This is a genomic window from Gelidibacter salicanalis, from assembly GCF_016469035.1.
In the GTDB taxonomy this organism is placed as follows: Bacteria; Bacteroidota; Bacteroidia; order Flavobacteriales; family Flavobacteriaceae; genus Gelidibacter; species Gelidibacter salicanalis_A.
Genome location: NZ_JAEHJZ010000050.1, coordinates 1 through 20,724, shown reverse-complemented (window position 1 = coordinate 20,724; position 20,724 = coordinate 1). Strand labels below are relative to the sequence as shown.

Genomic DNA, 20,724 nt, shown 5'->3' with positions numbered 1-20,724 from the left:
TTTCGAGTCTTAATTGAAATATAGCGCACTAACCATGAATGCTTTCGCTTTTGCCGTAGCTTTTGATCAATTCGCCTTCAAATTCCACCAATTCTTGCCAACGTTTGTCCACATCAATATCTTTGCCGTATTTACGGGCAAAACCTATAAAAAGAGTGTAATGACCAGCTTCGCTGACCATGAGATCATAATAAAATTTTGAAAGTTCAGGATCTTGAACGTGTTGGGAGAGCATTTTAAAACGTTCGCAACTTCTAGCTTCAATCATGGCAGAAAACAAAAGTCGGTCTACCATGCTTTGTAAGTGGTTACCGCCTCTGTTCATAAATTTGTAAAGTTCATTCACGTAACTGTCTTTTCGCTCTCGGTCTAAGGTGTACCCTCTCTTTTTGATGATATCATGCACCATCTGGAAGTGTTCTAATTCTTCTTTCGCGAGTTCCAATAAATCCGTAACCAAATCTTCATACTGTGAATTGTGAGTAATGATCGTAATAGCATTGGTTGCCGCTTTTTGTTCACACCAAGCATGGTCGGTTAGGATTTCTTCTATATTTTCTTCGGCAATCGCCGCCCAACGCGGATCTGTTTCTAACTTGAGGTGTAACATAAAGTGAAATTGAATTCGAAGACATCGCCTTCAAATATTAAAAGCCGAAGATACTACTATTTTGATGGTTTTGGTTGATGGGATTTGTTTGGATACTGGCACGATACCGAGTGTTTGTGGCTTACAGTGAAGATATTTGTGCAAATTAGCGTCTCAAATCCTAAGCCAATTATACCACTGATTCCTACTGGGTAAGAAATATGAAGGTAATTTCACTTAGAGCGGTGGGGCAAATTTAATTTATAATAACGATTGATTGTCAGTTAGTTATAGTCAAATCTTTGTTTCCTGCCTGCCGGCTGATCTTAATTCCTTATCGGTCAATAAAGATCATGAAATATAATTCCAGATATTCTTGTACTTGACCAATTGTCCATAAGTATAGCGCAGCACTTGGTGTTCAGGCAACGACAGGGAAGGATCTGCCTTTAAAATAGCTTTAGCGTAGTAACGGGCATGCTGAAGGATGTCTTTGTCCTTAATGACATCGGCAATTTTAAGGTTCAGGACGCCACTTTGCTGAGTGCCCATCAAATCTCCCGGTCCTCTGAGCCGCAAGTCTACTTCTGCTATCTCAAAGCCATCATTGGTGCCCACCATGGTTTGGAGTCGTGTTTTGCTGTCTTCGCTCAATTTATGGCTCGTCATCAAAATGCAGTAGCTCTGTTCGGCACCACGGCCTACGCGGCCTCGCAACTGATGCAATTGCGATAAGCCAAAGCGTTCCGCACTTTCAATAATCATTACAGAAGCGTTTGGAACATTGACACCCACTTCAATCACCGTGGTGGCGACCATAATTTGTGTTTCGCCTTTAACAAAACGCTGCATCTCAAATTCCTTGTCGGCAGGTTTCATTTGTCCATGCACTATGGAGATTTGGTATTTGGGCATTGGGAATTCCCTGGAGATACTTTCGTAGCCATCCATCAAATCTTTATAATCCATTTTTTCGCTTTCCTGAATCAGTGGATAGACGATATAAATTTGTCGTCCCTTTTCGATTTCATCTCTTATAAATCTGAACACTTTCAACCGATTTTTATCATACCTGTGGACTGTTTTTATGTCCTTTCTTCCGGGAGGTAATTCATCAATTACCGACACATCCAAATCGCCATAAACAGACATCGCCAAGGTTCTCGGAATTGGTGTAGCGGTCATGATTAAAATGTGCGGAGGGGAGGTATTTTTGTGCCATAATTTACTGCGTTGTGCCACTCCAAAACGGTGCTGTTCATCGATGACCGCGAGCCCTAAATTCTTGAATTTTACCTTGTCTTCAAGAAGTGCGTGAGTGCCAATTAAGATGTCTAATTCGCCATTTTCTAAGGCTTCGTGAATTTTTCGTCTTTGTGAAGTGTTGCTTGAACCTGTGAGTATTTTAATATTGATGTCCAGCGATTTGCATAGTTGTTTTAAACCGTTATAGTGTTGTACTGACAAAATTTCAGTCGGCGCCATTAAGCAGGCCTGAAAACCGTTGTCAAGTGCCATTAACATTGACATGAGCGCTACGATGGTCTTTCCAGAACCGACATCGCCTTGCAAAAGCCGATTCATCTGGGCATTGCTCCCCAGATCGGCTCTGATTTCTTTCAAAACCCGTTTTTGGGCGTTGGTCAATTGGAAGGGTAAATGCTCCTGAAAAAAGGTGTTGAAGTGATCGCCAACATGTTCAAAATTATAGCCTTTTATTTTTGATTTATGAATCAGGTTCTTGATGATTAATTGTAACTGAATGTAAAATAATTCTTCAAATTTGAGACGGAATTGAGCCTGTGATAACAGCTCTTGATTCTCAGGAAAATGAATGTTAAAAAGCGCTTTGCTTTTGGATATTAATTTCAGGTCAGAAAGTAGATTTTCTGACAAGGTCTCTTCAAATCGGCCTTGGGTTTCTAAAAATAATTGTTGCATTATTTTATTCAAGACTCTGTTTGAAACACCTTTATTCGCCAGCTTTTCTGTAGATGGATAAATGGGTTGCATGGCAATACGCAGGCTTTTTTCGTGTTCTTCAAGCAGCTCCAATTCTGGATGGGGCATATTGAAAACGCCGTTGAACCAGTTGGTTTTACCAAAAATCACATATTTCTTTCCAAATTTCAGACTTTCCCTAATCCATTTGTGTCCTCTAAACCATACTAGCTCAATAATCCCCGTGTCATCTTTAAAAGTAGCTACGAGCCGTTTCGCCCTGCCTTGTCCTACGTCTTTTAAACTTGTGATTTCTCCAATAATTTGAACGTCAGCGCTGTTGCGTTGCAGTTGGTTGATCTTGTAGTAATTGGTTTTGTCAATATAGCGGTTAGGGAACAAGTTGATCAGATCCTGATAAGTGTGTATGCCAAGTTCTGAGCGGAGCAAATCAGCGCGGTTAGGGCCGACTCCCTTGAGGTAATCAATAGGTGTCTGAAGTTTGGCGTTCATAGTTGCGAATTTAAACCAATTCCTTTGAATGTAAAAATCCCATTTGTGATTGAATTGCGCTTCAGGCTGGCAGAATTTGCGGTTTATAGAAATAGATCAGTACTTTATGTGAAACTGCTATGCTTAAAGATGGGCTTCTATTGACTTATAGCGATATATTTTTCTTATTTTGGTGGCATCTTAGTTAATACTTTTTATGAGACGCTTGGTATCCCTTTTCTTTATTCTTTTTTCTGTAATGGTGTCGGCGCAGCAGATAGGTTATGTCGATTTTGAAAAAATTGAGGCCGATATTAGTTTTGGTGAACCTGGTGAAGTATCTGGTGATCTTTCTGTTCGTTTAAAAATCTCAAAAAACACCGATTCCATCTATTTAGATGCCGTAAACATGGACTTCAAAAGCTTGAAAGTAAAGAATCTTACGAGTGGTTCAGAGGTGGAGTTCGATTTTCGGATTGAAGCCGACAAAATCATTATCTTGAGTAATTTTCTAGAGAACTACAGCTATGAATTGCAGTTTTGGTATGCTGCTAAGCCTAAAACAGCACTTTATTTTGTGGGAGAACAAATCTGGACCCAAGGTCAGGGCAAATATACCAGCAATTGGTTGCCAAGTATTGATGATATGAATGAGAAGATTGAGTTTGATCTGTCTGTTTCGTACGACGATGCTTATCAGGTGTTGTCGAACGGGAAGCTTATAAAAAAGGATTCTCTTGATCAGGGTCGTAGCACATGGCAATACGACATGAATGCTCCTATGAGTAGCTATCTCGTTGCGCTTGTTATAGGTCGCTACAGTCAAAAAACGGAAGAGTCAGCAAGCGGCATCCCTTTGGAGTATTACTATACTCCAGCCGATGCTGCTAAAGTTGACGCCACCTACCGGTATAGTAAGCAAATGTTTGATTTTTTGGAGACCGAAATCGGTGTGCCCTATCCTTGGGAGGTTTATAGACAGGTGCCTGTTAAGGATTTTCTGTACTCGGGCATGGAAAATACGACGTTGACCATTTTTTCAGATGCTTTGGTTGTGGATGCTGTTGGGTTTAATGACCGGAATTATGTCAATGTCAATGCGCACGAGCTTGCGCATCAATGGTTTGGGGATTTTGTTACGGCAACTAGCGGTACGCATCATTGGCTGCAGGAAGGATTCGCAACATATTATGCACTTTTAGCGGAGCGTGATGTATTTGGGGAGGCTTATTACTACTGGCGTCTGCACGATTACGCACAACAGTTGCTGGCTCAAGAAAATACAGGAAAAAGCACGTCTCTGCTCGATCCGCAATCGAGTAGTGTAACCTTTTATCAAAAAGGGTGTTGGGCGTTGCATGTGTTGCGTGAAGAGGTGGGAGACGAAGCTTTTAAGTCCGCTGTAAAAAATTATTTGAATACACATCAGTTTCAAAACGTGGAGACGTCTGATTTTATCACAGAAGTCGAACAAGCAAGCGGTCAGGATTTGACAACATTTGTACAGGTATGGCTGAAAGATGTAGCGCTTCCTCAGGACACGATGGTCAAAAGTTTGAAGCAATCGGAGTTTATCCGAGAATATATGGATGTCAGTTGCGAAACATATCCTGCAAAATGTCAAGATTATTTGGTTTCTGGTATTTCTGACAAAGCAAAAGTGAAAATTTTATCACAGGAAAACTATACCATCAAGTTGGAGGATTTTAACAACAGTTTTGAGGTAAGGCAAGCCATTGCGCAGCAATTGACCACTATTCCTTTTGAATACAAAACGACCTACGAAACCTTGTTAAACGATGCGTCTTACATCACTATTGAAACAGCGCTGTATAACCTGTGGGTTAATTTCCCTGCGGATCGGGCTAAATACTTGCAGCAGACTAAAGATATCTATGGTTTTAGTGATTATAATGTCAAATTGCTCTGGTTGGCCTTACATTTAAATACCATAGAGTATCAGCCAGATATGAAAGAGGCGGTGTTTGATGAGTTGAAAAGTTATACGGATCCTCAGTTTGGGTTCGAATTACGGATGAATGCTTTTAATTATCTCAAATTGCTTAAGGGGTATGATGTGGTTGCTTTAAAGAATTTAATCAAAGGGACTACCCATCACAATTGGCGCTTTCAAAAATTCGCAAAAGAAATGATGGAAGAGCTGGAAAGTGTGGAGTCGTACAAGGAAATTATAGATAAAGTTATGAATCAAATAACAGTAGATAATGAATATTAAATGAGAGCATTAGTGATATCAGGCGGAGGAAGTAAAGGAGCGTTTGCGGGAGGTGTGGCGCAATACCTTATTGAGAACAAAAAGCTGGACTACGACCTTTATATTGGCACGTCTACGGGGAGTTTGTTGGTGTCTCATTTGGCTCTAAATAAGGTAAAAGAGATTAAAGAGATTTACACTAATGTTACCCAAGAGGCAATATTTAATGTCTGTCCTTTTAATATCAAACGAAAAAATGGCATAGAGACCATTAGTATCAATCATGTCAATGTTTTACGAAATCTCTTCAGTGGAAGTAAAACTTTTGGCGAAAGTCACAATTTAAAAAAGCTCATTCGGTCTCATGTTACGGAAGAGGGGTTTGAGGTTTTAAAGGCCTTAAAGAGTGATGTGGTGGTGACGGTTTCTAATCTGTCGCTCAATCAGGTGGAATATAAATCGGTAAAGGATTTTGACTATGAAGAGTTTATGGAATGGGTTTGGATTTCGTGCAACTACACGCCCTTTATGTCTTTGGTCAAAAAGAATGGCTGCGAGTATGCAGATGGCGGGTTAGGGTCGATGGTGCCCATAGAAGAGGCTATTAAAAGGGGCGCGACAGTTGTAGATGCAATTGTTTTGCAAACAGAAGTGACACAGCTTAATAGAATGCCATCTTTAAATGCCTTCTCTTTATTGACCAATATGTTTTCATTTATGCTGGATAGAATTGAGTTTCAAAACATCCGCATCGGGAAGTTTGTAGCCAAAAATCATGATACGATTATCAATTTTTACTATACACCAACGGTCTTGACAACCAATTCCTTAGTTTTTAATAAAGAAAAAATGACCTCATGGTGGCAGAGTGGGTTTGATTTTGCCAAGTATAAAGATGAACAATTGAGTCCTTTAGAGCCAGAGAAAACCGAATAAATGAAGAAAGCCTTAGTGATTTCAGGAGGTGGTAGTAAAGGTGTCTTTTGGGGGTGCTGCCCAGTATTTGATGGAAGGCGATAAGGTACTAGGTAAAAATCCATTTTCATTGATGATCAATCTATACTCATATTTAATGGATCAGGTTGAAAAGAGTGATGTCGCCACTGGTCAATTGGCGGGCATTAATAATAATGTAAAGCTGAATTTGTATTGTATACCCATAATACTGATAGAGAATTCGTTGATGTTTAATAAGCCGTTAATGACAGAATGGTAGGAGCAAGATTAACTATGCTAAATTAAAACACGCAGCTGAACTACACGAAGTGGAGTTGTGATGGGTTTACCACATGGCACTCACCTCTTGTTTAATATAAGATAGGGCAGCGTCACTAGGGGCGCGTTTTTCCATCATTTCAGTCAAAACAACTTCTCTCAATTTGTCGGCAGTGTCTGTTTTTTCTAAGAGACTCGCTTTTCTGATGAGTTGAATTGTGGCGTTTTTAGCAGCAGATATAATGTTCCAACACTCGTCGGTAATGTAGATTTGTTGCGATAAATTATGTTCAAATTCCTGTTCAATGCTCGCTATAAGTAAAGACTCATAATCATCTTTATTTGAAGACGTTGGTGTTACCCTTACAATTAGTTTGGAAGGCGTAATGCGCTCTAAAAAAATAGCCATGCGTTCATAGGCTTGCAAGCGCAAGGGCATGGCGTTTACTTGCATGTCCTTTTTTAGTAAAAAACGTCTTCTGCCATTTTCGTGTTTAGTGTGCTCTTTAAAAAAATAATAAGCGACCAGACCTGTAATTACAGCGGGAATTGCATAGAGTAAGGCGTCAATGAGTTTTGTCTCCAAGGGTGTAGTGGGTGTTAAGTTTTATCAAACATAAGATGTTTTTTTTAAAATTTGGTAAAGAATTGTAAAAAAACAGAATTTCCGAGCCTCAGAAATTGGGCTTGTTACGCTTTAGCATTTTTTGATTTAATTTTTTTTAAAATATATCGCTAAAAGTATATCTTTAACTCATGAATAGACCTTTAAAAATTACGTTGATAACGATACTGACGCTATTAGTAATCGGTATTGTAGGTTATTTTGTGGCGAATGCCATGATTTCTTCAAAGCTTGAAAAGTTTTTAAAAGAGGACCTTCCTGAAACCATCAGTGTAGACTATAAATCGGTTGATGTAGATGTCTGGCGCGGTAGTGTCGTCATGGTGGGGCCTAAAATTACAAACAGGGGGAGTCATACCTCACAGATCAATTCAGAACTCATATTGGATACGCTTTTAGTGGATGGATTTGGGTATTGGAATTACCTAGTGAATGATAATATCTATGTGGAAAGTATACAGTTAAGGAGTCCGAAGTTGCTTTATAATCACAATAGCGCTATTCCTAAAGATGAATACAAATATTCGGCCTTAGAACAGCTCAAGCAAGATGTGAAGGTAGGGCGTTTTAACATCCAAAACGGGGAGCTTCATATTAAGAACATCGAAACAGACTCACTTTTGCTACATACAAAAAATCTGACCGCCAATGTGATGGATATTCAGGTAAATGCTGCTTCTGTAAAAAGGCGCATTCCTTTTAATTATGGTGATTACAATCTCTCTTATAACGACTTGTTCTATGTTGTGGGAGACTATGAAAATTTAAGCGTAGCATCAGCAACCATCACCCAAGATAAAGCCGCGTTTAATCAGCTGCATTTGTATACCAAATACTCCATGGCAAAGATGACCCAAATGATTAGTGTTGAACGCGATCATTTTGATGTAACCATTCCTTCATTGGTTTTGGAGGCTCAAGAATTTGGGTATGAACAGGATTCCATTTTCTATTTTAAAAGTCCGAAAATAATTCTTGATAGTCCTGAAATGCGCATCTATAGAAATAAATTGGTAGCTGATGATTTTACACGCAAAAACCTCTATAGTAAAACATTAAGAGAACTTACATTTAATTTAACTTTAAGTGAGGTGAGTTTAAAAAATGCAAGCATTGTCTATTCTGAAAAGGTAAATGCAGAGATGGAAGCTGGTAAAATTTCATTCACAGAAATGAATGCTGATATTAAGAATATCAGTAATACGTATGCTAGTCCAGAAAAGACGCGTTTGAAAATTGATGCTATTTTTATGGCAAAAACCCCTATAAAAGTAGATTGGAGTTTTGATGTTAATGATGTCAATGACGCATTTGTATTTAAAGTGGATATTGGCAGACTTCCTGCGCCAGATTTGAATCCGTTTTCAAAACCCAATTTAAAGGTGCAATTTGAAGGCGAACTTTTAAAAACTTACGCCACCATTTCTGGAGACGCCAATACTTCTAGGGTAGATATGAGGGTGAATTATGAGGAGTTTAAAGTGATTGTCTTAACTAAAGAGGGTAAAGATAAAAATAAAGTTTTATCTGCTATTGCCAATCTCTTTATTAAAAAGGATAGTAATTCATCTTCAGACGGTTTTAGGGAAGGTTTTAAGGTGGGTATAGAGCGCAATCATACAAAGTCTATATTCAATTTTCTATGGCTTAGTATTCGGTCGGGATTGATCAGTGTACTCACAGGAGATGGAAAAAAATAAAGGTTAGACTCTATAGGTTATAAAGATTTTCTTGATAACCTCGCTTAAGGCTGATTCAAATAGTCAATTGCCAGTTGTGCCATCGTTTTAACGCCCAATAACATGCCGCTTTCGTCAATAACAAAGTCTGGAGTGTGATGCGGAAAAACCTCGGTATTGCCGGGCGTCATTCCGCCCAAAAAGAAATAGAGCCCAGGCACAACTTCCTGAAAATACGAAAAATCCTCACCCCCAGTAACGGCTTTAGTTATCAGCACATGTTCAGGCCCTGCTACTTTTTGCAATGTTGGTAGCATTTTAGCAGTTAAATCCGGGTCATTATACGTGATTGAGGTATTGTTCTCAAAACGAATGTTGGCTTCGCCACCGTAAGCTTTGGCGATGGTTTCTGTCATTTCAGTCATACGCTTGATGATTTTAGTTTTCATATCTGCGTCTAAAGAGCGCACGGTTCCTATCATTTCTGCGCTTTCAGGAATAATATTAAAGCGTACACCACTCGTTATTTTGCCTACCGTTATAACCGCAGCTTCCTTTGTTAAATCTAATTCTCTGCTGACGATGGTTTGCAGTCCATCGATAATTTTCGCGGAGATTAAAATAGGATCCACGCCAGACCACGGTTGGGAGCCATGAGATTGTTTGCCTGTTACATTGATTACAAAACGTTCTACCGCAGCCATTATCCCGCCTGGTTTATATTTGAGTGTGCCAACGGGTGTAGCTGAGTTGATATGCAATCCGAAAATAGCATCGACTTGTGGATTTTCTAAAACCCCTTCTTTAATCATGAGTTTAGCACCGCCTTCTTCTCCTGGTGGCGGCCCTTCTTCCGCAGGCTGAAAAATAAATTTAATAGTACCGTTAATTTTGTCTTTGTGCTTGGATAATACTTCTGCAACCCCCATTAAAATGGCTGTGTGTGTGTCGTGGCCGCAGGCATGCATCACGCCTGTTTTGGTTCCCATAAACTCTGCCAAAACAGTAGATTTAAAAGGTAAATTATTACGCTCAGTTACGGGAAGTGCATCAATGTCCGCTCTTAACGCCACCACTTTCCCTAAGGTGTTTCCGGTTAAAAGTCCGACCACGCCCGTTTTTCCAACCCCTGTCTGAACTTCAATTCCCAGAGAGGTTAAATGTTGAGCAATTTTTTCAGCTGTTTTAAACTCCTGATTGCTCAGTTCTGGATGCTCATGAAAGTGACGTCGCCATTCAATTACTTTAGTCTCTATCGCTTTAATATCGGTGTCAAAATCACTTTGGGCGTTTAACACTAGAGATCCAAAAAGAGATGTCAGGAAGAAAATGTATTTCATAGCAGATAGCGTTGCATTAGTGTTTTAAAGGTATTCAAATTATTTTAAAGTGTTAAAACAATCGCAATTGTTTATAATTATTAATAAAAACGCTTACTAAAAACAGAAGCTTTGGTTAATTTCACACTCTTAAAAATGGAAGAGATTTGGAAAAGTATTTAAGTCAGTTAAACGAGGCACAGCTAGCGCCAACATTGCAAAAAGATGGCCCTATGATTGTGATTGCAGGCGCCGGTTCTGGCAAAACTCGGGTGCTGACCATTAGAATTGCCTATTTAATGAGTCAGGGTGTAGATCCTTTTAACATTCTGTCCTTGACGTTTACCAATAAGGCTGCTCGCGAAATGAAGGGCAGAATTTCTGAAATTGTAGGCACTAGTGAGGCCAAGAATTTATGGATGGGAACGTTCCACTCCGTTTTTGCCAAAATTCTGCGTATTGAAGCAGATAGATTAGGGTATCCAAGTAATTTCACCATTTATGATGCACAGGATTCGCAACGTCTGGTGTCGGCCATTATAAAAGAAATGGGTCTTGATAAAGATATTTACAAAACCAAACAGATCAGTTCAAGAATTTCATCTTATAAAAATAGTTTGATTACTGTAAAAGCTTACTTTCAGAACACCGATTTAATTGAAGCAGATACCATGGCCAAACGCCCAAGAATGGGAGATATCTATAAAAATTATGTGGATCGTTGTTTTAAGGCCGGCGCTATGGATTTTGATGATTTATTATTAAAAACCAATGAGCTGTTGACGCGTTTTCCTGATGTGCTCGCAAAATATCAAAATCGGTTCCGTTATATCTTGGTAGATGAGTACCAAGATACCAACCACTCCCAATACCTGATTGTGCGCGCGTTATCTGATAAATTTCAAAATATTTGTGTGGTGGGTGATGATGCACAAAGTATTTATGCATTTAGAGGTGCCAATATCAATAATATTTTAAACTTTCAGAAGGATTATGACGATGTAAAGATGTTCCGTTTGGAACAGAACTACAGATCGACCAAAAATATTGTCAATGCGGCAAATTCCATCATTGATAAAAACCAGACCAAACTTGAAAAAGTGGTATGGACTGCCAATGATGACGGCCCAAAAATTAAAGTCAACAGATTGATGACTGATGGTGATGAAGGTCGTTTTGTGGCAAGTTCCATCTATGAAAATAAAATGGAGCATCAGCTCAATAACAGCGATTTTGCCATTTTGTACCGCACCAATGCCCAATCTCGTGCTATGGAGGACGCTTTGCGGAAGCGCAATATTCCTTACAGAATTTATGGTGGACAGTCTTTTTACCAACGTAAGGAGATTAAAGATGTCCTGTCTTATTTAAGATTGATCATCAATCCAGCAGATGAGGAAGCGTTGAAACGCGTTATTAATTTTCCGGGTCGGGGTATTGGTCAAACTACAATAGACCGTTTGGTAGTGGCGGCCAATGGGTATAACCGTTCCATTTTTGATGTGATGAAACATATTGATAAAGTAGAAATCAATATCAACTCAGGCACCAAGAATAAGCTTATGAATTTTGTCACCATGATCGAAAGTTTTCAGGTGATGAACCAAACAGCCAACGCTTTTGATTTGGCAGAACACGTGACCAAGGTGACCGGTCTTATCAAAGAATTTAAAAATGATGGTACGCCTGAAGGCATTGCCAAAATGGAGAATATTGAAGAACTCCTTAATGGTATCAAGGATTTTGTAGAAGGTCAGGAAGAATTGGCGGACGCTACAGGATCCTTACCAGAGTTTTTAGAGGATGTGGCCTTGGCCACTGATTTGGATGCTGATAAAGGCGATGCAGACCATGTGGCTTTAATGACTATTCACTTGGCTAAAGGATTGGAGTTTCCGTATGTGTATATTGTGGGGATGGAAGAAGACCTCTTTCCAAGTGGGATGAGCATGAATACGCGTAGTGAGTTGGAGGAGGAGCGACGCCTATTCTACGTGGCCTTAACCAGGGCAGAAACACAAGCCTATTTAACCTATACCATGTCCCGCTACCGTTGGGGTAAATTAATTGATGCGGAACCAAGCCGATTTATTGAAGAAATTGATGAAAACTTCTTGGAGGTATTAACACCTATTGATGACAAACGTTTTAATCCGATGCTTTCCGCTGATATTTTTGGGGATATAGAGCCTAATCAAATCCGATTTAAAAAACCTACCAAGCGAAGATCTGAAGAAAAACCGGCTAAATTTATTCCCCCTGCAAAACTAAAACCTATAGGAAAATCAACAGGAAGTCCTGATGTGAATCTCTTTGATGGCAAGTTGACGGTGGGTAATGTGGTAGAGCATATGCGTTTTGGTAAAGGAGAAGTATTGAAGATTGAAGGCGTGGGCACAGATACCAAAGCTGAAATAAATTTTGAGCACGGTGGGGTTAAAAAATTGTTGTTGCGCTTTGCAAAATTGGATGTGTTAGGCTAAGGCTTGTGTGTTGATAACGAAACCTGGAGAATCTTCGCTGCAACTGAAAACACTTCAGTTAGAGGGGGGTGATTCAAATCTTATTTTTGATAGCGATTGGAACCAGAACAGCTCTTTGGTTCTTATACTTTTGAACCGTTTAAAGGTCAGCTTAATGGATTTCTAACTTCTTACTTGAAAAAGTCGCGATAATAAGGAATACTCTTACTAAATTGAGTTTTATAACCTTCATAATAAAATAATTAATTACTTTGTAATCGATCTAATAATATACATAGTATGGCGGAATTTATAAGAATATATGAAGAGAACCCGAATGCCAAGGAAATAAAAAAGGTAATTAAGGTACTTCAAGCTGGCGGACTTATTATTTATCCAACGGACACCGTTTACGGTTTGGGCTGTGATATTAATAATGTGAAAGCTTTGGAGCGCGTAGCACAAATTAAGGGTGTTAAATTAGATAAGGCTAATTTTTCGTTTATATGTAGTGATTTGAGCAACTTAAGCGATTATGTCAAGCAAATTGACTCGACCACATTTAAGATATTAAAACGAGCCTTACCTGGACCGTATACCTTTATTCTTCCTGGAGCTAAAACACTGCCACATCCTTTTAAAAAGAAGAAGACCGTGGGGATTAGGGTGCCAAATAATAATATCGCTTTAGAAATAGTGAGACAGTTGGGGAGGCCCATTATTTCTACTTCCATTAGAGATGAGGATGAAATTATTGAATACACCACAGATCCTGAATTGATATTGGAAAAATGGGACAGCCTCGTTGATTTAGTTATTGACGGTGGATATGGCGACAACCAAGCCTCCACAATTATTGATCTGTCTGAAGAGGAGCCTGTAATAATAAGAGAAGGAAAAGGTAGTCTGGAGATTTTCTGAGATGTAGTTGTCATAAATTTAGCCAATGCTTAGGCATAAAAAAAGCTCAACCTTTAAGTTGAGCTTTTTAATTTTATAAAATTTACCGCTTATTGTTTAGCATCTGCAGCAATCATGTTTTTCATTTCTTTTTCAACCATTTCGTAGAACTGGTCAATTTTAGGAAGTACCAAGATACGCGTACGTCTGTTTGTAGATCTGTTTTCAGCAGTATCGTTAGGCACTAATGGCACATATTCACTACGTCCAGCAGCAATCAGTTGTTTAGGGTTAACGCCTAATTCTTCCAATACTCTAACAATAGAGGTTGCACGTTTAACACTTAAATCCCAGTTATCTTGTAAGATACCACCTTTTTTGTAAGGTACGCTATCCGTATGACCTTCAACCATACATTCAAAATCAGGTTTACCGTTTACAACAGTTGCAACTTTACTTAATATTTGTTTCGCTTTAGAAGTCACATTGTAGCTTCCGCTTTGGAATAATAATTTGTCAGCGATAGAGATATACACTACACCTTTTTCAACATTAATTTGAATGTCTGGATCACTAAGACCAACATCTTTCTTCAAGCTTGTTACAATAGCAAGGGTTACACTGTCCTTTTTGGTCAAGGCATCTTGCAAACGTGTAATTTTAAGATCTTTTTCTTTAAGACTTTCAAGAGATTTTTCGAGGTTTTCAGCTCCTTTTTGAGTTAAGGTAGTTAAGTTGCCTTTAGTATCAATTAAATCTTGATTGGTTTTACGCATATCAGCTAATTGCGCTTGTAGGCCTTCTACACGTGCATTTGCAGTTGCATAATCAGACAGACAGCTGTTCAATTTAACAGTTGCTGTGTTTAATAAATCTTGTGTTTCTTTTTGTTTTGCTTCAAGAGCAGAGTATTCCTTTTTGGATACACATGAACTCAGGATGAACAATGAAAACACACTTAATAACATGATTTTTTTCATAATGGTAGCGCTTAAATAAGTTAGAAATTTAACATCCCAAAATTATATAAAAAACGGCACTTACAAGAAGAATTAACAAAAAATTTAACAGATTTGTTCATTCGATAAATATCCTTTGTTTTTTTACAAAATATTGCCATACAATTGAGTGTATGCTGTAATAATTTGAGATTGATTCAAGGGTATTTTGATGTTTCAATAATTGACGTTCTTTAAGAAGTTGAGGAAGTTGCCAATAAAAATGACCATGGGCTTTTAGGATTGCCAAAATATGAGTCAATTTCATCTGCACTAAAAACTTTAAACTAGCGAAACCATCTAATAGTAAACGGGTAAATATGAGCACAAAAAGATTTTGGGGTGCATTTTTTGTAATACTGAACAGACTGTTTCTAAAATTGAGATAGGTTTTTTTTGGATCGGTACTGCTCAATGTAGCGCCACCAACATGATATACGGTAGAAGCCCCAACATATTTTGTAATATACCCTAAGTTATGGGCGCGCCAACAGAGGTCAATTTCTTCCATATGCGCAAAAAAGGATTCGTCAAAACCGTTTAAAGCTTCAAAAACCGTTTTACGAATAAAAAAGCATGCCCCTGAAGCCCAAAATATTGGAGTGGTATCATTATACTGACCCAAATCTTCTTCAATGGTGTCAAAAATGCGCCCTCTGCAATAGGGGTATCCGAACTTATCTATAAATCCGCCAGCAGCCCCAGCATATTCAAAATAGCGTTTGTTTTTATAATCGAGTATTTTCGGTTGTACAATAGCGGTCTCGGCCTGGGTTTTAAAGATGTGATGTATTGATTGTAACCAATCTTCGGTCACCTCAATATCACTGTTTAAAAGACATAAGAGCTGTTCATCAACGTGTTTTAAAGCCTCATTATAGCCTTTAGCGTACCCGCCGTTCTCTTTATTTTGAATTATTTTTACGGTTGGATAGTGTTCTTGTAAGAATCTAAGCGAATCATCTGTAGAGGCATTATCTGCCACATAAATAGCGGCTTCAGCAGAATGGGAGATCACTGAAGGAAGAAATTGTTCTAACAGGGTCTTACCATTCCAATTTAATATCACTATGGCGATGTCTTTTGTAACCACTATTTTGTAATTTTTATATATTTAAATATGACAACTGAACGTTTCTTCAATCTCGGGTATACTCCGGAATGTCTTGTAAAAACACATAGCTTTCCGCTTCAAAATCCATCTGACAGTAATAATGCTCAAGTCCGTTGGTAACCATCAAATAATTGGCTTTTAAAGCGAGGTTGTATCGTGCAATTTGGTCAAAGGTGCTTTGGTCAATTTTAATTTGCGGCGCTTTACATTCAACAATCAAAAAGACATTGCCCTTCGTATCAAAGACAACAATATCATACCGTTTCTTTAAATTGTTGATGGTCAATTCTTTTTCAACATTGATCAAGGAGTGCGGGTATTTTTTTTCTGTCATGAGATAATGCACACAGTGTTGACGCACCCATTCTTCAGGTTGTAAAATGATAAATTTTTTACGAACAGTGTCAAAAATAGATACTTTATTTTCGCTATTTTTGAATCGAAACGAAAACTTTGGAAAATTGAGTGGTTGCAAGGCTTCTTAGTTAGACAATCCCAAAGTTAATCTTCAATAGCCAATTACCAAACTTCCCAAGAAGAAATTGGATTTTGGTGTTTAAGAATTTGAAAATTTACAACTATTTTGGACGAAGTTAAACAGCTAGCCGCCGACATTAAGAGCAAGAAATTAAAGCCTATTTATTTTTTAATGGGTGAGGAGCCTTATTATATAGATAAGATTTCAGATTTTATTGAAGATCATGTCCTGACGGAAGAAGAACGCGGATTCAATCAGATGGTGCTTTACGGTCGTGATGTGTCTATTGATGATATTGTTGGCAATGCCAAGCGTTTTCCAATGATGGCAGAATATCAGGTGATTATTGTAAAAGAAGCACAGGATTTATCCCGAAGCATTGAAAAGTTGGTCGATTATGCGAAAAATCCACAGCCTTCCACCATTTTAGTAATGAATTATAAATACAAAACGATTGACAAACGGAAGTCGCTGTATAAAACGCTAAATAAAATGGGGGTGGTTTATGAAAGTAAAAAGCTTTATGAAAACCAAGTAGGAGATTGGATCAAAAGGGTGCTTGCTCCAAAAGACTTTACTATTGCTCCAAAGGCGTCCCAAATGCTGGTGGAATTTTTGGGTACTGATTTGAGTAAGATCAACAACGAGTTGGAAAAACTGCAGATTATCTTACCAAAGGGCACACAAATTTCTCCGGAACATATTGAAGAGAATATTGGAATCAGTAAAGATTTCAATAATTTCGAATTGCGCAAAGCCATTGGAGATGGAGATGTTAGAAAAGCCCATCAAATCATTACTTATTTTGCCGAAAACCCAAAGGACAATCCAATGGTGGTAACCGTGTCCTTATTGTTCAACTTTTTTTCCCAACTCCTCCATTTTCATGGATTGACGGATAAATCGCCACGTAGTGTGGCCTCTGCCTTAAAAATCAATCCGTACTTTGTAAATGAATATATAACCGCCGCACGCAATTTTCCTATGAAAAAGGTGAGTAGTGTGGTGGGCACGTTACGAGAATTTGACGTAAAAAGTAAAGGAGTTGGTGCCAATGCCATACCTCAAGGTGATTTGCTCAAGGAACTTCTCGTGCGAATTATGAGGTAAGTTTATAATTCACTGCAATAGCTACAACGTTCCATTTTAAGATGTCTTAACATATACTATTAAGCTTAGGTTAAACCATCTGTAAAATTTTTCTATCTTTTGTTTTTTGGTTAATTTGATTCTGAATCAATTATTAATTTAAAAAACAGATATACAATGGAAAATCTAAATAAGAAAAAAGTCGCCATATTAGCCACTAACGGGTTTGAAGAAAGTGAGTTGAGAGAACCTCGGAAAGCTTTAGAAAAAGCAGGAGCGGAAGTTCATATAGTGTCAGAAGAATCAGGAGCTATTAAAGCATGGGCTGATGGTAATTGGGGTTCAGACTATAAAGTTGATAAGACCTTAGAGGAGGTGAGCCAAAACGATTATCACGCATTGATGCTACCAGGAGGTGTTATTAATCCTGATAAATTAAGAACAAATCCTAAAGCGGTGAGTTTTGTAAAATCCTTCTTTGAAAATAAAAAACCCGTAGGAGCAATTTGCCACGGACCGTGGTTATTGGCAGAAGCTGATGTATTGAAAGGACGTAAAATCACCTCTTACAGTTCGATTAAAACAGACCTGATCAATGCCGGAGCCAATTGGGTAGATGAAGAAGTGGTTGTAGATGAAGGTTTAGTGACCAGTAGATCTCCAAAAGATTTACCAGCATTTAACGCCAAATTGGTTGAAGAAGTTTATGAAGGTAAACACGAAAACCAAGAGGCATAAGCTCTCAATATGTTAAATAAAAAAGCGTCATACATGAAGTTGTATGACGCTTTTATCTTTTCAGTTGTAGGCTTAAAGTTTAATTTTCCAATTCGTCTAATTTGATATGATAGTCGTATTGTAAATCTTCATGTAGTCCGCTGACAATTTTTTTGATCAATGCTACTTGTCGATCATAAATATTCATCAAGGTTACATTTTTAGAAATGGAAGGCTTAAAATCTTTGAGCACTTCACAAAAGTAAAGTAACAGTTCTACTTCAGTTTCTTTTTTTAAAGAATACCGCGCGTATTTTTTTATGTTCCTCAAAATTTTCCGAATACTCTTTTTTATATAAAAATAACTGTTGGTATTGATGGTTTTAAACTGTGCGTCTATTTCAGCCTTCACAGTTTCAATATACCCAGCTTCATCGTGAGATTCAAATAATAAATACGTGAGCAGCTCTTTGTTTTCTTTTTTAAATTTAGAGAGGCGTAAACACAGTTCCAACAATTCTTCTGTAGACCGGTGTTTTAATTCTTTTTTTATCGTAACAACAGAAACTGCTTTCATTGACCGTTATTTTTTTCCATCTACAGAGTATCTTCCAGCGCCAACCAAAGCAATTGTTATAAACCCGAACAGATAAAGTAAGGCCTTTTCTTTAGTCCCGAAATCATCATTAATATGTATAAAAAAAGCAGCAACAGCCATGGTTATGATAACAGGTAATGCGGCAATTCGTGTTTTGAAACCAATTAATACAAATAAAGGGGCAATTGCTTCTCCTATTACCGCCATTATTAAAGATGGTGTACTGCCAATACCAAAGGGATCAGGAAAACCTGAGGCATTGTCAAGAAGCATATTTATTTTTGGAATGCCATGGGTTAGCATCATTCCGGAAAAGGATACTCTCAATATTGCAAATGCTAAATCGTTTAGGTTATTGTTTTTCATTGTAGTAAATTAAATTATAAGGAGGCAAATATAATGAAATATGGGTATGTTGATGTTTTCGATGATTGATTCTACAATTTTAAGCTGAAATGTCCTGTATAGATTTTACCTTCTGATAATTCAAAAGAGTACCAATAATCGTCCGGCACAAGTAATTGACCCTCGTATTTACCATCCCATCCGTTAGAATGCAAGGGGTCAAATACATACAAGAGTTTACCATACCGATTAAAAATCTTGATGACGCCCGGTGCTGCACTATTGGGATCTAAGCCTTTAATGTTCCAATAATCATTGTTCCCATCATTATTAGGTGTAAAATATTTTGGAAAACCCATCATAAAGAAATTTTCTGAAATGGTATGGCAGTGATGTTTGTCGCGCACATAGACCGTTTGGGTGCCGGGAGGCAGATTCGCGAAAGTGTTATTAGTCTGATAGGTTCCAAATTCATTATTTATGGCGAATTCAAACCCTTCAATGGGTTGGTCCAAATGGATCGTAGCATCATAATCATTAACTTCAATATGCTTAATAGAAGCAACCTCATTCTGAATGACATATATGGTCATAGTTTCTTCGCAATCTACTTCTGGATCATTAATATTTAGTAGATAGGTGCCAGGTTGAGTAACTAAAATGCTGCTAGTCTGTTGACCAGTGCTCCACAGATAAGCGTAATTTTTAGTTTGCCCTTCCAGCATACCTGAGTCAATGGTTATAGGATAATCTGATTGACAGACATAAACAACCTGATCTTCTAAGGTAGGAAACGCTTCTACTAGGAGTTCTAAAAGTCCATTGCCGTAACATACGTTATCACTTTCTGCTCTTATAAAAAGTGTAGTTGCTGCTGATGCATACTGATCAGAAACAGGATTGACACCAATAGCAGCGTCCTTCTCTTGTTCGTAAAAATTGATGGTCACGTTAGTGGCTAGGTTGAGCATCTCTATGATGTTGTTTCTAGCAATATCTAAATTAAAGTTGCCTTGACCGTTGTGTTCAATATCACAGCCTTTTAATTGAAAGGTTTCCAGATCTATAGCCTGTGTGGTGGTTAATTTTACCGTGGCGATACTAAAGCATTGTGTATTCGCTTTAAAGACTTTGGCATACAGTAGTTCACCTTGCGTTTGATTGGTATAAATATAATTTAAAGCTTTTGTGTTATTAGTATCGTTTTCAGCATCTATTAAAGAATGGTAGTAATACACTTTAATGTTATCAGCAGTATGATACGTTAATGGCCCATTGGCAAGCTCTAAATTAAAGGTTGTTTTCCCGTCAGTTGGATCATTATCGAAGGAGTCGCACTGGTTCAATTCATAGGAGGTTGTCATGACTTCCGGAGGCTCAGAAATTGTAACTTGCTTGATTAACGGATCGTTGGTAATGCCGTTGATGGTTAAGGATAAGCTTACGGTGTAGGAGCCTGGGTTTGTGTAAGCATGATAAGGTTCTGCAATGGTTGATGTCACACCATCACCAAAATCCCATTTTACGGTATCATAAGGGTCTTCAGAAGTAATTATAAAATGCGTTTCATCTTCAAAACAAGTGAATTCGTAATCAAACGTATATTTGAAAATAGATTGGACAAATGGTGGTAACCCCAATTCGGCAGTTCTATCACTACCAAGATTTACCGTGGTATGCGAATAATTTGAACCAGCTCCATACTCGTTCGGATTGTTTATGACCGAGAGTTTTTTACCACCCTTGTGAAACACTTCGTATCCAGCTCTATAAATTTTGCCGTCAATGGCTAATTGTAATGCACCCGCAACATTCAATGAGGTCTTTATATTATATTTAGAAGCGACAATATTAGAACTCTCAAGGCCATATTGATATAAATTGCTGTTTACAAAAATATCAGCTTCGGAAAAATTACTAATTGTGGTTTTAGTACATGACAAAAACA

17 protein-coding genes are annotated in these 20,724 nt (G+C 38.0%); 7 read left to right on the top strand and 10 right to left on the bottom strand.

The features are described from left to right. Nucleotides 1–28 precede the first annotated feature (28 nt). The gene (locus JEM65_RS18530) at nucleotides 29–610 is read right to left on the bottom strand and encodes a tRNA-(ms[2]io[6]A)-hydroxylase (RefSeq protein WP_199602861.1); all 582 of its coding nucleotides are present in this window, start codon (nucleotides 608–610) and stop codon (nucleotides 29–31) included. Nucleotides 611–940: 330 nt separating this feature from the next. Next, entirely contained in the window at nucleotides 941–3,043 is a 2,103-nt protein-coding gene (recG, locus tag JEM65_RS18525) for an ATP-dependent DNA helicase RecG (RefSeq protein WP_199602859.1), read from the bottom strand. Nucleotides 3,044–3,239: 196 nt separating this feature from the next. Between recG and JEM65_RS18520 the strand changes: the two genes are divergently transcribed. Next, entirely contained in the window at nucleotides 3,240–5,258 is a 2,019-nt protein-coding gene (locus JEM65_RS18520) for a M1 family metallopeptidase (protein ID WP_199602857.1), read from the top strand. Beyond that, nucleotides 5,259–6,173, top strand: coding sequence for a patatin-like phospholipase family protein (locus JEM65_RS18515; RefSeq protein WP_199602855.1), 915 nt, complete (start codon nucleotides 5,259–5,261; stop codon nucleotides 6,171–6,173). It begins immediately after the preceding gene. 346 nt (nucleotides 6,174–6,519) lie between these two features. Here JEM65_RS18515 and JEM65_RS18510 read toward each other — a convergent pair whose 3' ends face one another. Then, a complete protein-coding gene (locus JEM65_RS18510; RefSeq protein ID WP_199602853.1) occupies nucleotides 6,520–7,038 on the bottom strand; it encodes a hypothetical protein in 519 nt (172 codons plus the stop codon). 170 nt (nucleotides 7,039–7,208) lie between these two features. Here JEM65_RS18510 and JEM65_RS18505 point away from each other — a divergent pair, with 170 nt between their 5' ends. Continuing rightward, nucleotides 7,209–8,777, top strand: coding sequence for a hypothetical protein (locus tag JEM65_RS18505; protein ID WP_199602851.1), 1,569 nt, complete (start codon nucleotides 7,209–7,211; stop codon nucleotides 8,775–8,777). Nucleotides 8,778–8,821: 44 nt separating this feature from the next. Here the strand turns inward: JEM65_RS18505 and JEM65_RS18500 are convergent, their stop codons facing one another. Then, nucleotides 8,822–10,096, bottom strand: a complete 1,275-nt coding sequence (locus JEM65_RS18500; protein ID WP_199602849.1) for an amidohydrolase — start codon at nucleotides 10,094–10,096, stop codon at nucleotides 8,822–8,824. A 146-nt stretch (nucleotides 10,097–10,242) separates the two neighbouring features. Here JEM65_RS18500 and JEM65_RS18495 point away from each other — a divergent pair, with 146 nt between their 5' ends. Then, entirely contained in the window at nucleotides 10,243–12,558 is a 2,316-nt protein-coding gene (locus JEM65_RS18495) for an ATP-dependent helicase (RefSeq protein ID WP_199602847.1), read from the top strand. A 279-nt stretch (nucleotides 12,559–12,837) separates the two neighbouring features. Continuing rightward, on the top strand, nucleotides 12,838–13,458 hold the full coding sequence (locus JEM65_RS18490) for an L-threonylcarbamoyladenylate synthase (RefSeq protein WP_199602845.1): 621 nt from the start codon (nucleotides 12,838–12,840) through the stop codon (nucleotides 13,456–13,458). 89 nt (nucleotides 13,459–13,547) lie between these two features. On the opposite strand, the gene JEM65_RS18485 is transcribed toward JEM65_RS18490, so the two are convergent. The 3 genes from JEM65_RS18485 to JEM65_RS18475 form a co-directional block, all read right to left on the bottom strand. After that, the gene (locus JEM65_RS18485) at nucleotides 13,548–14,417 is read right to left on the bottom strand and encodes an OmpA/MotB family protein (RefSeq protein ID WP_199602843.1); all 870 of its coding nucleotides are present in this window, start codon (nucleotides 14,415–14,417) and stop codon (nucleotides 13,548–13,550) included. Nucleotides 14,418–14,514: 97 nt separating this feature from the next. After that, nucleotides 14,515–15,531, bottom strand: coding sequence for a glycosyltransferase family 2 protein (locus JEM65_RS18480; protein ID WP_199602897.1), 1,017 nt, complete (start codon nucleotides 15,529–15,531; stop codon nucleotides 14,515–14,517). A 43-nt stretch (nucleotides 15,532–15,574) separates the two neighbouring features. After that, nucleotides 15,575–16,024: a type I restriction enzyme HsdR N-terminal domain-containing protein gene (locus tag JEM65_RS18475; RefSeq protein WP_199602841.1), complete on the bottom strand. Its 450-nt coding sequence runs from the start codon at nucleotides 16,022–16,024 to the stop codon at nucleotides 15,575–15,577. A 108-nt stretch (nucleotides 16,025–16,132) separates the two neighbouring features. Between JEM65_RS18475 and holA the strand changes: the two genes are divergently transcribed. Both holA and JEM65_RS18465 read left to right on the top strand, forming a co-directional pair. After that, nucleotides 16,133–17,137, top strand: a complete 1,005-nt coding sequence (gene holA, locus JEM65_RS18470; RefSeq protein ID WP_199602839.1) for a DNA polymerase III subunit delta — start codon at nucleotides 16,133–16,135, stop codon at nucleotides 17,135–17,137. A 156-nt stretch (nucleotides 17,138–17,293) separates the two neighbouring features. Next, a complete protein-coding gene (locus tag JEM65_RS18465) occupies nucleotides 17,294–17,854 on the top strand; it encodes a type 1 glutamine amidotransferase domain-containing protein (RefSeq protein WP_199602837.1) in 561 nt (186 codons plus the stop codon). 79 nt (nucleotides 17,855–17,933) lie between these two features. Here JEM65_RS18465 and JEM65_RS18460 read toward each other — a convergent pair whose 3' ends face one another. The 3 genes from JEM65_RS18460 to JEM65_RS18450 all read right to left on the bottom strand — a co-directional run. After that, nucleotides 17,934–18,410, bottom strand: coding sequence for a hypothetical protein (locus JEM65_RS18460; RefSeq protein WP_199602835.1), 477 nt, complete (start codon nucleotides 18,408–18,410; stop codon nucleotides 17,934–17,936). 6 nt (nucleotides 18,411–18,416) lie between these two features. After that, complete coding sequence (locus JEM65_RS18455; RefSeq protein WP_199602833.1) at nucleotides 18,417–18,797, bottom strand: DoxX family protein; 381 nt, start codon at nucleotides 18,795–18,797, stop codon at nucleotides 18,417–18,419. Between the two features lie 71 nt (nucleotides 18,798–18,868). Then, nucleotides 18,869–20,724: T9SS type B sorting domain-containing protein (locus JEM65_RS18450; protein ID WP_199602831.1), on the bottom strand; the 1,856-nt coding region annotated here is incomplete at its 5' end.

What these genes read in the sequence shown, in the direction of transcription:
- JEM65_RS18455 (WP_199602833.1), bottom strand. Translation starts at nt 18,797, where the DNA reads ATGAAAAACAATAACCTAAACGATTTAGCATTTGCAATATTGAGAGTA.
- JEM65_RS18505 (WP_199602851.1), top strand. Translation starts at nt 7,209, where the DNA reads ATGAATAGACCTTTAAAAATTACGTTGATAACGATACTGACGCTATTA.
- JEM65_RS18500 (WP_199602849.1), bottom strand. Translation starts at nt 10,096, where the DNA reads ATGAAATACATTTTCTTCCTGACATCTCTTTTTGGATCTCTAGTGTTA.
- JEM65_RS18520 (WP_199602857.1), top strand. Translation starts at nt 3,240, where the DNA reads ATGAGACGCTTGGTATCCCTTTTCTTTATTCTTTTTTCTGTAATGGTG.
- JEM65_RS18530 (WP_199602861.1), bottom strand. Translation starts at nt 610, where the DNA reads ATGTTACACCTCAAGTTAGAAACAGATCCGCGTTGGGCGGCGATTGCC.
- JEM65_RS18490 (WP_199602845.1), top strand. Translation starts at nt 12,838, where the DNA reads ATGGCGGAATTTATAAGAATATATGAAGAGAACCCGAATGCCAAGGAA.
- JEM65_RS18515 (WP_199602855.1), top strand. Translation starts at nt 5,259, where the DNA reads ATGAGAGCATTAGTGATATCAGGCGGAGGAAGTAAAGGAGCGTTTGCG.
- recG (WP_199602859.1), bottom strand. Translation starts at nt 3,043, where the DNA reads ATGAACGCCAAACTTCAGACACCTATTGATTACCTCAAGGGAGTCGGC.
- JEM65_RS18465 (WP_199602837.1), top strand. Translation starts at nt 17,294, where the DNA reads ATGGAAAATCTAAATAAGAAAAAAGTCGCCATATTAGCCACTAACGGG.
- JEM65_RS18460 (WP_199602835.1), bottom strand. Translation starts at nt 18,410, where the DNA reads ATGAAAGCAGTTTCTGTTGTTACGATAAAAAAAGAATTAAAACACCGG.
- JEM65_RS18485 (WP_199602843.1), bottom strand. Translation starts at nt 14,417, where the DNA reads ATGAAAAAAATCATGTTATTAAGTGTGTTTTCATTGTTCATCCTGAGT.